Consider the following 15904-nt stretch of genomic DNA (forward strand, 5'->3'; position numbering starts at 1 on the left):
AGTGTGCCCGCGGGGCCGTTATGCGCCCGTTAACGCCCTCTGGTCAGGCGGAGGGCGGCTCAGGGCTCATCGGTGGCGCGGCCGATGCGGACCTCGGCGTGGCACACGTCGGCCAGGTCCGCAGCCAATTCCGCGAGCTGCTGCGCGGTGGCGTTGCCGGGCAGCCGGATCACGTCCGGCAGGCCCGCCGGGTCCGGCCGGGGCGTGTACTCGGGCAGCTGCGCGTCCCAGTGGCGGTCCAGGCCGTGCCGGGTCTGCCAGTCGCGGATGACCTGCGCGGTGTGCAGGTGGTTGGCGCGCAGCAGGTCACCGGTCGTGGACAGGGTCCACGTGAGGGGCGGGGCCGGGGCGCGGGGGGGCACGGTCCCAGTATCCCGCACGGGCCGGCGGGGCCGGGCAGGCCGGGGCTATCATGGCCGGGATGACTCAGACTGGCGGGAAGCAGGACAAGAAGGCGCAGCAGTACGGCGTGACGCCGCAGAGCGTGGATTTCAACGACTGGTACAACGAGGTCGTGAAGAAGGCCGACCTGGCCGACAACAGCCCCGTGGCGGGCGCGATGGTCATGAAACCCTACGGGTCGGCGCTGTGGGAGAACATCCAGCGCTGGCTGGACGACCGCTTCAAGGCGACCGGGCACGAGTCCCTGGTGTTCCCCACGCTGATCCCCATGGGCTTCATCATGAAAGAGGCCGATCACGTGGAGGGCTTCGCGCCGGAGCTGTTCACCGTGAACAAGATCGGCACGGAGGAGCTGGCTGAGCCGTACGTGATGCGGCCCACGTCGGAAACGATCATCGGGCACATGTGGTCCGGGTGGCTGAACAGCTACCGCGACCTGCCGTTCCTGCACTACCAGTGGGGCAGCGTGTTCCGCGCGGAGCTGCGCACGAAGGCGTTCCTGCGCACGTCGGAGTTCTACTGGCACGAGGGCCACACCGCGCACGCCGACGAGCCCGAGGCGCGCGCCGAGGTGCGGCAGATGCTGGACATCTACCACGAGTTCTGCCGGGACGTGCTGGCCCTGCCGGTCGTGCGGGGCGAGAAAACCGCCAGCGAGCGCTTCGCCGGGGCGGTGTCCACCTTCTCCATCGAGGGCATGATGCGGGACGGCAAGGCCCTTCAGAGCGGAACGTCACACTACCTGGGCCAGAACTTCAGCCGGGCGTTCGACGTGAAGTTCCAGACCCGCGAGCAGAAAGAGGAGTTCGCGCACACGACCAGCTGGGCGATTTCCAGCCGCATCATCGGGGCGATCATCATGACGCACGGCGACGACTTCGGCCTGATCATGCCGCCCCGCATCGCGCCCGTGCAGGTGGTCGTGATTCCGGTAGGCCGCAAGGACAACTTCGACGAGATGGTGCAGGAAGGCGAGAAGCTGGCCGCGGAACTCCGCGCGCAGGGCGTGCGCGTCAAGGTGGACAAGCGGGACGGCGTCACGAACGGCTTCAAGTACAACGACTGGGAACTCAAGGGCGTGCCCGTGCGCATCGAACTCGGCCCCCGTGACCTGGAGCAGGGCGTCGTCGTGGTGAAAAACCGCAACAGCACCGAGAAGGAAACCCTGCCCCGCGCCGAGGCCGTGGGCGGCATGACAGCCCGCCTGGACGGTATTCACGACTGGCTGCTCTCACGTGCCACCGAATTCATGCGGGAGCACACGGTTCCCGTGGACGACTACGCGACCTTCCAGGCGAAGATCGAGGAAGGCAACTGGGTGCTGGCGCACCACTGCGCGGACGCCGCGTGCGAGAAGGCCATCAAGGACGACACCAAGGCCACCACCCGCAACGTGCCCCTGGACGACGCCGAGTTCTTCAGCGAAGCCAGCCAGGGCGCCTGCGTGCGCTGCGGGAAGCCTAGCGCGTACGGCAAGCGCGTGATCTTTGGCCGGCAGTACTGAAACCCAGCAGGAATCCGCGGGGCCCCTTCCAGCGTGAGGAAGGGGTCCCGGTCGTGATGACGCGGCAACGAAAAGCCCCCGCCTGCGCGGGGGCCCTTCTTGGTGGCGATGCCCGGACTTGAACCGGGGACCTAACGATTATGAGTCGTTCGCTCTAACCAGCTGAGCTAAAAACCTGTCATAGACACAATATTCTTATTTAATGTATCGGTCAAGGAGGACTAGAGCTAACGATTTATTTAACTGCCTATGAAACAGCGGGGTCTACCTGCACGACTTGAGACGACACTGGGCACTTCATTCTTTATTCTCTTTGTTCAGTTTGTCTATACTGCGGATCAGATCCGCTTGAGCTAAAGCTTATTTTCGAGGAATTACTGTATATCACGATTGCTATTAGGCCAACGATGATTAAAAGAGGGAGATAATATATATAACTTATTACCATTTTTGCACGGATGCGTATTTTATTATCGATCCAGTAAGAGGCAGCCTTAAATCTTCCTTCTTTGGTTTCTTCCCTACTTGCAACTATAGAGTAGTCAATCGGCTCATGGTTGTCATAGTGAGATAGAATAGCAGTGTATCTCGCCTTTATTTCGTTGATTTTATTATTATCTTCATCCAGATGATTCATTAGAGTTTCAATTTCTAGAGCACATCGATACATCTCTTTCGACCGGTGATAAAAGTTCTCAGATGAAAGTATTGCGCTATATACTAATATCACAATAGCTATAGCTGATTGCAGGACATTTAGAATAGCTCCATTTGGCTGTATTTGTATTTGAGGAAGTACTATTAAGATTGCAGAGATAATACTAATGGCCCACTGGGACATCCTGTTATGACTCATCAATCTCTTTGATGCTTCAAAACGACTCTTTCGAGTCATATTCATTTTATTTCTCAGTTTCGCTATCTCTGTATCTGTCATATAAGTATATAAGATAGGAGCGTAAACTACGTGAGGTAACGCCTACAGCCCATACTGCAAGCTCAATGTCTCGGAAGATAAGACTTGATGTACCACCTTGCTCTTAGCAAGATGTCATAATGCGCTCCTATCAGTAGACGACATTACCGCTGAACGAGCCAAGAGATCTTAATCTATTTCTCACGTACCTCTCATAGGTCTGATTCACCTGTTCGGCGGTATGTTGTTCGATTGGCGGAGCCAAAATGCCCCGTTCAGTTAGATAGTCGAACCTTTCTTCGGTCGACAAGACAACGTCAAAATTTTTTATATAGCCTTCTGGATTATTATGTTTCCATCTAATACACGCTTGCACATGGCGACGTATAGGAATGTGATCCGGAAAGTCCCGATTGTATTTCCCCAAATTGACTTCGATAAAGTTATCAAGTGCATAGAATTGCGATAGAGAGCTGGACAAGCTAAAATAGAAAGTGAATCCGAGCTTCTTTCCCTTGTATATAGCTCCAGTGATATGAGTATTAAGATCGTCAAGGAAATTATTATAAATAATATTCTTTGGTACTCCGCGATATCTAATATTCTTGCCAGATATGTCCTCCTCTAGACGCCTCATCATATCTGCAAGCTTTCTATAATGCTTATCAAGACTAGTAAATTTTATGCTGAAATTTCTTCCATCATATTCATACCCTAGGAATTCGAATCCTTCCGCTACTCTATGTATGGCAGTTTTTTCTGAGTTTATTGTCAATCCAAGTGATGATGATTTTGTGTTGAGTTCGCTTTTGACGATCTCAAGCTCCTCTCTACTATCAGAGAAAATTATTATGTCATCCATATATCTATAATAGCGACGGCCCAGCATGATATGATCAATTGCGCCACCATAAATGTTAGCGAGGATGTTAGATATTGGTATACCTTGGGGCAGACCTTCGCTCCTATAAAAGTCTGGCTTTTTATTAATAAATCCTGAGGGAAAAATATGGTTATTTACCGCCCATTCAATAATTTTTATAGCATAAGGATCCACTATCCTACTCCGTAAAATTAACAAAAGCTTATCGTGGGGAATACTATCATAGTAATTCTTAAAATCTGTCTTAAGAACGTAACCACTTCGAAGCACATCATCTTGTATAGCTCGAATAATCACGTGTTGATGGCTTGGACTGGAATACTCAGGAAAATGATAGGCAATATAGTCCTTAAGAGCCGTAAGTAACACGCGATCTCTAATCGTGGGAATGGCAAGTCGCCTTGGGGTAGAATCATATCTTTTTGGCACCAATATTTCATTATATGGAGTAAATTTGTAACATTTCTTGTCTACTTTTCTGATTATTGTATCCAATTCCGCGTCTTTTACTTTAGCAAAGTCCCGGAATCCTATTCCATCCCTGCCAGTAGATGGTTTAGTAATTGCTCTCTTATAAAAACTCTCTATATCAAAAAGTTCAAGGAACAAAGAAAATTCCATAATCTTCCAACCACCTCATCTGTCGCAACGAATCGCCAACGCCTTACTATGGATCCCTAAACACTAATCCAAATCTTATCAGTTTACCACTTTTCCTATTACAAGGATAGATCTAGCATTAAATTGCCTCGATTCAAAGATAGATGCGTTCGATGTCAAGACACTCGTGAATCATGCCCACCTTTACAGCTTCCATTGTAGACCATAGATTTATTGCCCCTCAAATTTCTCAGTAGGTGGCTGGTTACCCTTCTTCGGCAGGCGTCAAATCTCGACTCATGGGGCCATCTACCCCATGCTGTCTTCCACGGGAGTTCACAATTTGCGCTACTCGACGAGATCGCTGTGTAGGCTGTCCTCGATGCCTTCATCTCCCACACCCCCGAGTTCTCCCCTCTCCCTCTCTAACAAACTGTTTGTCGGAGAGGTGCCACTGTTCGTCGAGCAAGCTCTTAACAACGAGATTGCGGGGACGTTACGCGCAAACTTCGTGAGCGTCATGGGCCATAATCCCTCTCCCAGCGAAGCTAAATCTTGGAATAACTCCCTCCGTGAACTAGCATATATGTTAAGAGAGGCACATTTACCTTCCGTCTATATTGTCCTTGAGTATAAGCTGCCAATAAGTGGGAAGCGTCTCGACGTCTTGCTAACAGGCGTAGGAAATGACGGAAAATCGCGTGCAGTCATTGTCGAACTTAAACAGTGGGATAAAGCCCATAAAACCGATATCGAGAATATGGTCGCTTGGTACAGCGGGAAAAAGGAGGCGCTGCATCTCCATCCCTCTGAACAAGCCGCTTCCTATGCCAGCCTGCTCCAGGGGTGGCACACCGCTTTTCATGCCGATGAAGGTCCGGCCATGGTCACGCTGTACCCTTGCGCCTTCTTGCACAGCGCGAACACATCAACCTGCGGCGACCTCCTGGATGATCGATATGCCGCGGCTCTAAAGAAAGCGCCTCTGTTCATGGGCAACCAGCGCCAGGCATTTATTACATTCCTCCAAGGTCACCTTGGACATGGCGACGGCAAGCCTACGCTCGACCTAATTCTGAACAGTCCACATAAGCCGTCCAAGAAACTGCTGGATCACGTGAATACTGAACTGGAAGGCCAGCCTGTCTACACCCTGATTGATCAACAGCTCCATGCGTACAACCTCGTCCTGTCGAAACTGGAGACTATCAACGAGGCGGACAAAAAGGCCGTCATCATCATCAAAGGCGGACCGGGAACAGGCAAAAGCGTCATCGCCGTGCGGTTGTTGGGCGCTTTGGCAAGGGAGCACCGAACCGTCGTGCATGCCACGGGCTCCAAGGCGTTCACCACCAATCTCAAAGCCACGGTTAGCAAACAGGCAGGCACGTTCTTCAAGTACTTCAACAACTTCAGTCACGAGGGCAACGAGACAGTGGATGTGCTCATCGCCGATGAAGCGCATCGACTGAGAGAGTCCAGCAATGGCCGCTATACCCCGAAAGACCGACGCAGTGACCGGGCGCAGGTCGAAGAGCTCATTGATGTGGCGAAGGTCTCGGTGTTTCTCCTGGATGCTCGTCAGGTGGTGCGGCCAGGCGAAGTTGGAACGCCCGATCTCATTGAAGCGGCAGCCAAGGCTCGGGGGGCGGACGTTCACGTCTTGGAATTAGACGGACAGTTTCGGTGTTCCGGCTCCGAAGGGTATCTGGAGTGGTTGAGCGCAACGCTGGGCCTGGGGGGCGCTGCCGACGTCTCCTGGAAGGACGAGTATGAGTTCCGCCTGGTGGACTCTCCGGAAGCTCTCGAGGCCCAATTGCAAGCCCGGATCGACGAGAAGTTCACCGCCCGCATGGTCGCCGGTTTCTGCTGGAAGTGGTCGAAGCCTGACAAGAACAACGAGTTGCTGCCCGATGTGGTGATTGGGGACTGGCAGCGCCCATGGAACCGCCAAGAGAAAGGTGGCGAACCGCCTCATCGCCACCCCTACACCATCTGGGCGAACCAGCCCCAGGGATTCAACGAGATCGGGTGCATCTACTCTGCCCAGGGATTTGAATTTGACTATTGCGGCGTGATCTTTGGGCCTGACCTCGTGTACCGGGGAACGGAATGGGTCGCGGTGAAGGAAGCGAGCCAGGACACGGTGGTGAAGCGCTCTAAAGAGCAGATGGTTACGCTGCTGCAGAACACCTATCGGGTCTTGATGTCACGCGGCATGAAAGGCACCATGGTGTACTTCATGGATCCAGAGACCCGGGCATACTTCGAGCGCGCGCTGAAAAGCCAATAAGACAGCCTTACCCGCCTATGTGGTCAGCGTTTGGCGGCCGAGCCCCGCACTTCGTGTGCGGGGTATTTCCGTGCATTCTTCTGCAGTTTGCGGTGGACTGCTGTCTCGAGATCGACCCCAAGCTTTCCCGACAGTTGCAGGAGGTAAAGCATGACGTCCGCCAATTCGTCTTCCACTGCGCTGAGGTCGATGCCGGCGTCTGCGGGGGCCCGAGATTGCTCTTCGGTGAGCCATTGAAAGTGCTCAACGAGTTCAGCCACCTCCACAGAGAGCGCCATGGCCAGGTTCTTGGGGCTATGGAATTGATCCCAATCCCGTTCGGCCGCAAATGCCCGAAGTTGAGCTTGCAGGTCTTGAAGGTCCACGTGCGAACTATGCCATTCCAGCACGCCTGAACGCATTGAGCGGAGCGGCCGCGGGCAGAGAGGTCAGCCCTTCCCTCCCCCGTCTGCGGTCGCCCTCTCAAAGGAAAAGCTGGGTCGGGGCGCGTGCCAGAGCGCTTGCAATTGCGCATCAAGTTCCACCCAGTTCTGGTCGATTAAGAGCGCCTATCAAAACCTCAGGTTGGGGGCGCAAGGTGAGGCATGGCCACCTCCCTGGTCAGCGACGAGTTGTGGCAGCTGATTCAGCCACTGCTCCCACCCGAAACACCCAGACCCAGAGGCGGCCGACCCCGGGTGCCTGACCGAGCCGCACTGGAAGGCATCCTCTACTTGCTCAAGACCGGCATCGGCTGGGAACACCTCCCCCGTGAGCTCGGGTATGGCAGCGGCATGACCTGCTGGCGACGGCTGCGGGACTGGCACGCGGCGGGTGTCTTCACCCGCCTGCACCAGGTGCTCCTTGACCGGATGGCGCAGGCGGATCACCTCGACTGGTCACGGGCGTGTGTGGACAGCACGAGCATCCCCGCCGCCCGGGGGGGGCCCAGACCGGCCCGAACCCCACGGATCGCGGCCGGCCAGGCAGCAAACGTCATGTGATCGTCGATGGCCGCGGGACGCCGCTGGCGGTGCTGATCTCGCCAGCGAATCGGCATGACAGCATGCTGTTCGAAGCGCTGCTGGACGCGGTGCCGCCCATCCACAATGGGCGGCGTGGGCATCCTCGCACCCGCCCAGAGAGGCTTCATGCGGACAAGGCGTACGACATTCCCCGGTGCCGCCGGGCATGCCACAAACGTGGGATCAAAGTGCGAATTGCACGCCGGGGTCGAGAGTCGAGTGAGCGGTTGGGACGGCACCGCTGGGTGGTGGAGCGGACACTGGCATGGTTCAGCCGCTTCCGTCGGCTTCGGGTGCGGTACGAGGTGCGGGCGGACATCCACCTGGCGTTCACGCAGTTGGCCTGCTGCCTCATCACGTTCAAGCAGCACCAACGGTTTTGTTAGGCACTCTAAGTCCTGGAACGCGCGGTTGCTTCGCTGTGGCAGGTCAATCAATCGCAGCTTCATCTCTGGCAAGAGGTAGCGGCCGAAGGCTCCCCATTGGGCCAAGCTGATGGCCAAGGGACTTTGATGAAGCGCAATCTTTCCAGCATTGAAGCCGCAGGCCGTTCCATGGGCAACCAACAGCATGGTGCAAAGCTTCGGCTGCCCCGCGTGTGGAAGTGCCTCTTTCAGGCCTTTGCCCGCCCACAGTTGCCGTGCGAGGTAAGCCACCCGAACCAGGATTTCAATCAACAACACTGGAATGCTGGTGGCAAGAAAATGCCGAAAGTCATATCCATCGCGGTACATCAAGCGAGACAGTTCCGCCACGCTGTATCCATGCGGGGTGAATTCACCCCACTGAACGCCCTGAAACAAACCCATCAGGGGGGCCGGTAATCCGGCTGGTGTATTTACGTCCGACAACAGGTGGCCAAATTGCCGGGAGATCGCCTCGAACAAGGAAGCAGCTGCCCGTTCAGGTTGATTGGTCTGACAGATCAGCTTGCCGTCCACCCCAATGGCGGTAAACGTACCCCGCAGGATATCGGCGACGCCAAAGATGAACCCAAGGAGCGGGTCATGACCTAAAGAGTGGAGGCGGTGAGTGCTGGGGTTCAATCCGGGGATCGGCGTCCCCAAGCCATTGTTGATACTGGGATCATAGGGAACTTTGCAGGACGCTTCGAACTCGCGGCGAAGGGACTCTGGAATGCCTTTTTGCAGGAGATCATGCACCCAAGCATTCAGCGAACCCCCAGGACGCGGCGGTTGGCCAAAGCGCGAACCGGCGGGGGGAAGGTGCACCAGCGCCAGGTCAACAATGCCCGCCAAGGTTCCGGCGAGCCCAGCAATGGCGAGATCCACCACATCTAAGCGGTAAGGCGCCAAAACAGCTTCCCGAGCCTGCTGGATGCGTTCATCAACCTGATGAATCTCCTCCGCTGTCAGGAGATCTTCAATCCGGACCGGGACTGCGCTGTCATTTCGGGCGGAGGCGACAAGATCGGCCCATGAGATGAAAGGCCCTGCAGGAGTCTCGATCGTTGGAGCCGGGCTTCCTAGCCGAGCGGCTATCGATGTCACGCCCAGCCCTTGAAGCAACTGCTCTGCGTCCTGGATGGCCGCATCTATCGCAAAACGATCATCTTGACCTTTACGTTGCAGTTCTTGCAGTTCCTGACGGTGCTTCCCCAAAACGTCTAGGATCTCCTGCTTAGTTTGGTAGGGCATCAGGACCCAGATCCTCCCCCAAGCGCCGAATGGCGTCTTTCAGCAGCACGACAAGGCTCTCCAGGTATTCTTGCCGTTCGCGCGTGGCGTTGGCATCTTTGCGAAGTTGTTCAATCAATTTCTGATGCTGTTGCAAGGCCTCTTGGAAGAGGACCTGCTCCCGCCGCTTCAAGTGCTTCTGGTTTCGTCCATTCACGAAGGCGTAGCCGCCCACAGCGAGAGCAGCGACAGGCAAGGCCGCCACGGCCAGCCCTGCGACCATGCCTCCCCCGACCACAGCGCCCACGCCCGCCAGTCCTGATGTTAAGGCGGCGGCGCCTGATGTCCCTGCGGCGGCCGCCCCACTGATCCAAGCGGCACTGGCTGCGCCACCCATGAGCGTTCCTACTGCAGCGCCCAACACATCGGGAATTGAACTTGTCCGTATGGTCCTGGTGTTGTCCGCTAAGGCAGCCGCCGCTTCACTCAGCAGCTTCTCAACCGCAGTCAGGGCCTCGAGGGTCGGGTAATTTTTCCGCTTTGACATTGGTTCTCCGATTAATCAGGCTGTTTGCCATATCTAAGCGGTACGCGACTTACGGGGTCATGACAAGTGAAACGTGCCCCACATTCAGGCACGTCGCCTGAGAGGAGCAATATCCAAAAAGCCTCCCTGTTGTCGCCGCCCACACCGTCGTGCCGATTTGCTAAAGACTATTCTCGCGGCGCTGCGCATTGGGTGCCTTCTTTACAAGGGAATCTTCTTTAGCGCGTTGATGCGACTAACACGACCGACGTACCCTCATTACGTCATCTGCATCCCGATGGTGTGAAGGACCGATCGGCTCAGCGGCTTAGAAAGTAGGGCTGACGCTCCGAACAAGGAAGTTCCAGGGAGCAAGCCAGGGCGCGGCGGTCCTCGTTATCCCCAGGCCACCACGTTAAAGGTTTGGGGGGGGGCAGAGTGTTCACGGATAAAACCGTCACATTTCCCGAGGAGGTCGTGCTAGGACTGAAGGCACTCATGGACTTCTCAGATCGCATCCAGGATTTGGCCAAGCGGATCCCCCGTCAACTTGAGAGCGTTTCAACGGAGGAGGCAACCAAACACGCGTTCGTGCTCCCGTTTATCTCAGCGTTAGGCTACGACGTCTTCGATCCCAGCGAAGTGACGCCTGAACTCATCGCCGATGTGGGCATCAAAAAAGGCGAGAAAGTGGACTACGCCATTTTACGGGAAGGCAAGCCAGCAATGATTTTCGAGTGCAAAGCCCACAGCACCAATCTTGATACAGCCCACTTTTCTCAATTGCATCGCTATTTCCATGTTACAGATACACGGTTCGCCGTTTTAACAAACGGAGTGGTCTACCGATTCTTTACTGATTTAGAACAGGCCAACAAGATGGACAGCAAACCCTTCTTCGAGATCAACCTCCTTGATCTTAAGGAAAGCAGCCTTGATGAGCTGAAAAAGTTTACAAAATCGCAATTCGACGTTACCAACATTCTCAACACGGCCAGTGAGCTGAAGTATGTACGAGAGCTCAAGCGTCATCTCGCAGATGAACTACAGGTTCCCAGCGACGAATTCGCCCGTCTCTTCATTTCTCGCCTCCACGAGGGTGTCATCACTGCCAAAGTACGGGCACAATACACACCGTTTATTACTAAGGCCTGGAATGAACTACTGGGCGAGATTTTCAATGACCGACTGAAACACGTCATTGGCCAGCCAAACCGTTCCGCGACTACCATATCTGATGCCACTTCTGAGGAGGCAGCTGTTCTGCCGGATGAAGAAGCGGGCGATCAGTCTGACAGCGGCAAAGACATAGAAACTACTGCAGATGAGATTCAAGGATTCATGATTATTCGTGCTGTTGCCGCTGCTGTTGTTGACGTTCAGCGCGTCGTAATGCGGGACGTCCAGAGCTATTGCGGCGTTCTCTTGGATGATAACAATCGCAAACCCTTGTGCCGCCTCTATCTCTCAGGGAAGAAATGGCAGGTTGGCCTGTTTCATACTGAAGACCGGAAAGAGATCCGTTTCCCTCTCAACAACCTCTCCGACCTCTACCAGCATGCGGATAAAATCCGTACGACAATTGAACGGTATGACGCCAAAGTCGAATCCGCCTAGTACATGCACCAAATGTACTTAAAAATCAAATGAATTCCCCTCTCAAAAAAGGATATCCGTTATGATCGGCCTTCTGAGCAACCCAGGCTGCGAAACGGAATCTATTTTCGAACAACTCTCCTTCTCATTAAACGAGTCCTCTTCATGACAGCGACTGCTAACAAAAGCGTAGTGAATTTGGATCAGCTGGATGGCCTTGACTTTGAACACCTTATGGCCAAAATCTTTGAGTGTCTGGGATATCAAGTGAAAGTGACACCGGGTAGCAATGATTTTGGTCGTGACCTCATTTTAGTAAAGCAAGGTGAAACGACGATAGTCGAATGCAAGCATCATATTGGCAATATTGGCCGGCCCGTTGTTCAGAAGCTGCACAGTGCCACAGATACTCACCCTACCGCCTATCGGGCTATTCTCGTCTCCACGAGCGGTTTCACTCCTGGTGCTCGAGAATACGTAGACTTGCTCCACAAGCAGGGAAAAATCGACATTGAGCTTTGGGACTTTAAAAAGTTAGTTTCGATTGCGCAGTCAGTTAACATTTCTTTGTTGTCTAAAGCACGGGGGCATCACACAGCCATGGTTATGCCCGCTAGAACGCAAGAGCAGCTGCAGCGAACAGTAACAACTCAAGTCATGAAGCTCGCTTCACACCCTCGTCAACTTGAACGGGAACTAGTTCTAGGGGATTTTCAGACAAAGTATGTAGCTGGTGCCCTCATTACCTATCGGGTGGACAAACGGTTTTCCGTCTCGGAGCGTTCCCTCTACCATGCCCATGAGCTTGGGACAGAACTGGTCTTCGACAACGCTACTCCCGCCGAAAAGACCTACTGGATTCAAGGGGATTTTCAGCGGGAGCAAAGTGAGTCTTTCGGAGTTATCCCCGCCATCGCAGAACTTGTAGATGTGGTTGATCGTCACCTACCGACCGTCCAGAGACAGGTGGCGAGGCGTCTATCCAAAAAGGTTTCGTACACGGGAAGGAACAACCGGCAGTACGAGAAAGAGTGCGTTGTATCCCCACAGGACGTTCGGGCGAGCGGTGTCGGTGTTTTGACTGCACGCCAGCGAGGCGTCTTCAAAATCGGACCTCAAAAGTACGTCCTCCATTACGCTGACGATCGTGCACGCGTGCCCCTCCTAACTTCTACCGAAGGCTTCCGTTTTGGGCCGGAGGGGCTTCAGCGGGGCGATGGTAGCGTGTGCAATGACTGTGCGAGCATCACATCTAAGCGACACAGCCGGCGCTGTCAGTCTTGCCACCGAACTCTCTGTCCGGCACACATATGGAAATTGCCTCGCCGCTTTCCACTCCGATGGGTGGGGTTGTGTTCTGACTGCTATGTGAACGCTCGGTGCCGTGAAGAACACCTGGAACCTCAAGGCGCTCTGCGCCCTGTGGCTCTCCATGGGGTACTTGCCCTTATCCCAGGCTTGCCCTTTTTACTAGCCAACCGGCAATGGGAAGCGGCTGCTCTCATTCTGGGACCTGCGACCTTCCTCCTTGGCACCTGGCGGCTAGGTCTGCCTATGGCTGTCGCTTATATGGTTCTTCTCGCAACTAACCTTTTTGCGTTTCTCTTTTGGCGTATCCGTATTGCCTGGCACGCGCGCAACGTCCGCCGGCTCACCACTTACACTCCAGCCTGGACATCCGAATCGATCAGATAACAACAAATTCCTCAGTTTCCTCTCTGATGCGCCCTGCTGTGCGCAGAGGGTGATCAGAGGGAAGCGGAAGCGTGCCTTGATTGGATAAGCCGGCTCTGAGTATAGGTTCGTTGAATGGGGGCAGCGTTGTCTGACGCAAAAACTCCGTCAGTCCGCCTTCGCTAAGGAGAAGAAGTTTGACTCACGGCGGCTTTTGCCACCTTATCTAACCCATCAATCGCCTTTTGGGGATCGTCAAACCATGCCTGTAACACAGCCGGGTCCTGCACAACAGTTCGGGCAAGCTGGACAAAGAGAAAGCCTTTTAACCCGACCAGGCCGTATCTAAATCGCCGGGCCTCAGGGTTGCCAAGGCACATCACCGCTTGTTTTGCCGCGTGCTGGGGAAGCCACTTTGCGCTGCCGGCGCTGGCGAGAAACAGGAAGCTTTGGTCGGTTCGGCTCTCTAGCGGGAAGTGTGCTGACCTCAAGTAGCCCTCGCCCAGGAGAAACACCACGAGGTCAAAAGCCTGAATCGCCTGATTCAGGTGCTCGTGGATCTGGAGTTTCCGGCTCCACGCGGCGGCGTCGCGACTCTTCATCTCATTGAAAGTGACGTTGTAAGGCGCGATCACACAATCTGGGTCGATCAGTCCATACCCGGCGCTGATAATTTTCATTTCGCTGTTGACGTCCTGTTGAGCCCTCAGCAGAACCATGCCCTTCACGATTTGACGGTGTTGCGCACCGGTATACATGTGGCGCGCCGGCATGCGAAAAGCGTCGAGCTCCTGTTCCCGAGCTGCAAGATGGTCAGCCCCTTGTTGGAAGTCTCGAAGAACCAGCTGATGTGAAGGCTGATGCCACTTGTCGCCAGTGCAGGAACTGACCACCAAAAGCTTAGGGAGGTGAGTCATGACGGCCCTTCCCCGCCAGGCACTGGACGGTTGAGTTCTGCCTGCAACATGGAGGGCCTACAAGCGTGGAGGGACACCCGTGCAGTTTGCGCCTTCTTCACAGCCCAGAATAGCTGCGTGTGCGGAGGTATCTTGGGCTTCCACAATGACTGCCGTTGAAATCCAGCTTCAGCAGGATGTGCAGCGTCTGACCGAGATCCCTCCTATTCGCTGGTCGGACCTGCAGGCCCATAAGACGGCCCTGCCAAAGGCGCCTGGAGTCTATGCCTGGTGGTTCTCCCCTCCCCCTGCAGGGGTACCGCTCGAGGGCACACTCTCTGGCCCAGCCGGCCACCTCTTGTACGTGGGGATTGCTGGCTCCAATCTTCACCAGCGGATTCGACACCAGCATTTTGGTGGCAATGCGGAGGGTTCAACGCTCCGCCGTACTCTGGGCGTGGTTTTGGCCGACACACTGGGCATTCACTTGGAACTGTCTCCCTCAGGAACTCGTCTGACGTTCGGGAGCGAAGGCGAAAAAAAGCTCACTCACTGGATGGTGAATCACGCTTCGGTGGGGTGGTTGGCGTATGACCATCCGCATGAGTTTGAGGACACAGCCCTCCACACCCTGTGTGTCCCTCTCAACCTCAAGAATAATGAGCATCATCCGTTCCATCCCCAGCTAACGGCCCTTCGCAAAAAAATGGCGACGGCCGCCAAACTTGCGACCCCATCCTAAGAGGCTGGGGACAATTCGGCTGAACTAGGGTAATGGAGTGGTCGAAACGTTGGTTCCCGACGATCTCTGGCACCTCGCGCAGCGTGTCCTTCCACCGCCCCCACCTCGTCCCCACGGTGGACGCGCCCGTGTCCCCGCCCGCCAGTCCCTGGCCGGCATTCTGTACATCCTGCGCTGGGGGCTGCCCTGGCGTGCCCTCCCCCTCGCCCTGGGATTCGGGAGTGGCCGAACCTGTCAGCGACGGTTCCAGGAGTGGCAGCAGGCGGGCGTGTGGATGCGCCTGTGGCGCATCCTGCTGGACCACGCCCATCACGATGGACACCTCGATTGGTCACGTGCCGCGCTGGATTCCGCGAGTGTGCCTGCCCCCCGCGGGACCGAACCCCACCGACCGCGGCAAAGCCGGGAGCAAACTTCACCTGTTGATTGACGGGCAGGGAACGCCCCTGGCGCTCACCATCACGGGCGCGAACGTTCACGACTCCCGGCAGTTGGAGGCCACAGTGCAGGCGATCCCCGGGGTCCGCACGGGGGGGCGCGGTCGCCCCCGATGTCGCCCGGTCAAGTGGCATGCCGACAAAGGGTACGACTTCCGCCGATGCCGGATCTTCCTCCAGCGCCGGGGAATCAAGCCGCGCATTGCCCGCCGGGGCGTGGAGTCCAGGGAGACCCTCGGTCGCCACCGCTGGCGGGTGGAGCGGACCCTGAGCTGGGTCCTGGCGTACCGCAAGCTTGCGGTACGCCGGGAACGACAGGAAGCCACGTTTCTGGCGCTTGGTCAGTTGGCCTGCGCCCTGCTCGTCTGGCGCCAGGTGCGCCGTCTGTCAGGTCAACCGCGGGTGCCCTGCAGCAACTGATCGAACAGGCGCACCAGGAGCTTCGTCTGTCGCTCGGCGGCCTTGACCCGGTCCGCTTCCGTCGTGTGCTCCGTGATGACGATGGCCTGGCCCGCCATCGTCTGGGCCACGTTCAGCAGCGCCGTTTCAAACGCGATGACGGATGTCATCGCTTCCACGCTTTGTGCGGCGTAGGACTCCATCAGGTCCTCGAGGAGGTCGGTGGCGTCCAGATCACCCAACGGGATCGTCGTCAATTCGGTGGGCGTGCCCTTTTTGCGTGGCATGCCTCAATTCTGGCACGCCCCATTCTGTCCCCAGCCTCTAAGATTGGCAGTGTCGGTTGAGCCCGACGATCTTGAGCGCTTCGAAGGCCGCCGAGGCTCAGCAATGCT

The 15904-nt window shown here is 55.8% G+C and carries 14 protein-coding genes and 1 pseudogene; 8 read left to right on the plus strand and 7 right to left on the minus strand.

Annotated elements, in window-relative coordinates; all coding sequences use genetic code 11:
* Positions 1–59: 59 nt before the first annotated feature.
* Positions 60–362 carry a hypothetical protein gene (locus tag DFI_RS10320; RefSeq protein ID WP_027463055.1) on the minus strand — a complete coding sequence of 101 codons (303 nt, stop codon included), beginning with the start codon at positions 360–362 and terminating at the stop codon, positions 60–62.
* Between the two features lie 59 nt (positions 363–421).
* On the opposite strand from DFI_RS10320, the gene proS reads away from it, so the two are divergent.
* Positions 422–1906 carry a proline--tRNA ligase gene (proS, locus tag DFI_RS10325; RefSeq protein WP_027463056.1) on the plus strand — a complete coding sequence of 495 codons (1485 nt, stop codon included), beginning with the start codon at positions 422–424 and terminating at the stop codon, positions 1904–1906.
* A gap of 304 nt (positions 1907–2210) precedes the next feature.
* On the opposite strand, the gene DFI_RS10335 is transcribed toward proS, so the two are convergent.
* Both DFI_RS10335 and DFI_RS10340 read right to left on the minus strand, forming a co-directional pair.
* On the minus strand, positions 2211–2843 hold the full coding sequence (locus DFI_RS10335) for an SLATT domain-containing protein (protein WP_118375878.1): 633 nt from the start codon (positions 2841–2843) through the stop codon (positions 2211–2213).
* Positions 2844–2973: 130 nt separating this feature from the next.
* Positions 2974–4326: a reverse transcriptase domain-containing protein gene (locus DFI_RS10340; RefSeq protein WP_081425846.1), complete on the minus strand. Its 1353-nt coding sequence runs from the start codon at positions 4324–4326 to the stop codon at positions 2974–2976.
* A gap of 427 nt (positions 4327–4753) precedes the next feature.
* On the opposite strand from DFI_RS10340, the gene DFI_RS10345 reads away from it, so the two are divergent.
* A complete protein-coding gene (locus DFI_RS10345; protein ID WP_162145419.1) occupies positions 4754–6598 on the plus strand; it encodes a DUF2075 domain-containing protein in 1845 nt (614 codons plus the stop codon).
* A gap of 23 nt (positions 6599–6621) precedes the next feature.
* Here the strand turns inward: DFI_RS10345 and DFI_RS10350 are convergent, their stop codons facing one another.
* Entirely contained in the window at positions 6622–6963 is a 342-nt protein-coding gene (locus tag DFI_RS10350) for a nucleotide pyrophosphohydrolase (RefSeq protein WP_211235351.1), read from the minus strand.
* A 219-nt stretch (positions 6964–7182) separates the two neighbouring features.
* Between DFI_RS10350 and DFI_RS10355 the strand changes: the two genes are divergently transcribed.
* A protein-coding gene (locus DFI_RS10355; protein ID WP_118375838.1) for an IS5 family transposase occupies positions 7183–7988 on the plus strand; the annotation gives its coding sequence in 2 pieces (ribosomal slippage) (positions 7183–7525 and positions 7525–7988; 807 coding nt in all).
* Between the two features lie 126 nt (positions 7989–8114).
* Positions 8115–8426 carry a hypothetical protein gene (locus DFI_RS20175; protein WP_155864621.1) on the plus strand — a complete coding sequence of 104 codons (312 nt, stop codon included), beginning with the start codon at positions 8115–8117 and terminating at the stop codon, positions 8424–8426.
* Between the two features lie 817 nt (positions 8427–9243).
* Here DFI_RS20175 and DFI_RS20180 read toward each other — a convergent pair.
* Positions 9244–9522 (minus strand): hypothetical protein, encoded by a 279-nt coding sequence (locus DFI_RS20180; RefSeq protein ID WP_162899076.1) that lies wholly within the window; start codon positions 9520–9522, stop codon positions 9244–9246.
* A gap of 681 nt (positions 9523–10203) precedes the next feature.
* On the opposite strand from DFI_RS20180, the gene DFI_RS10365 reads away from it, so the two are divergent.
* Positions 10204–11382 carry a type I restriction endonuclease gene (locus DFI_RS10365; protein WP_211235372.1) on the plus strand — a complete coding sequence of 393 codons (1179 nt, stop codon included), beginning with the start codon at positions 10204–10206 and terminating at the stop codon, positions 11380–11382.
* Between the two features lie 213 nt (positions 11383–11595).
* Positions 11596–13056: a restriction endonuclease gene (locus DFI_RS21075; RefSeq protein ID WP_420810880.1), complete on the plus strand. Its 1461-nt coding sequence runs from the start codon at positions 11596–11598 to the stop codon at positions 13054–13056.
* Between the two features lie 161 nt (positions 13057–13217).
* On the opposite strand, the gene DFI_RS10375 is transcribed toward DFI_RS21075, so the two are convergent.
* The gene (locus DFI_RS10375) at positions 13218–13952 is read right to left on the minus strand and encodes a DUF6884 domain-containing protein (protein WP_118375880.1); all 735 of its coding nucleotides are present in this window, start codon (positions 13950–13952) and stop codon (positions 13218–13220) included.
* Between the two features lie 145 nt (positions 13953–14097).
* On the opposite strand from DFI_RS10375, the gene DFI_RS10380 reads away from it, so the two are divergent.
* Both DFI_RS10380 and DFI_RS10385 read left to right on the plus strand, forming a co-directional pair.
* A complete protein-coding gene (locus tag DFI_RS10380; protein WP_211235373.1) occupies positions 14098–14673 on the plus strand; it encodes a GIY-YIG nuclease family protein in 576 nt (191 codons plus the stop codon).
* Positions 14674–14710: 37 nt separating this feature from the next.
* Positions 14711–15530: pseudogene (locus tag DFI_RS10385) on the plus strand (IS5 family transposase).
* Here the strand turns inward: DFI_RS10385 and DFI_RS10390 are convergent.
* Positions 15503–15796, minus strand: coding sequence for a hypothetical protein (locus DFI_RS10390; RefSeq protein ID WP_027464328.1), 294 nt, complete (start codon positions 15794–15796; stop codon positions 15503–15505). The pseudogene DFI_RS10385 and the gene DFI_RS10390 overlap by 28 nt on opposite strands.
* Between the last annotated feature and the right edge of the window lie 108 nt (positions 15797–15904).

Origin of the sequence: Deinococcus ficus (assembly GCF_003444775.1) — a bacterium.
GTDB lineage: Bacteria > Deinococcota > Deinococci > Deinococcales > Deinococcaceae > Deinococcus > Deinococcus ficus.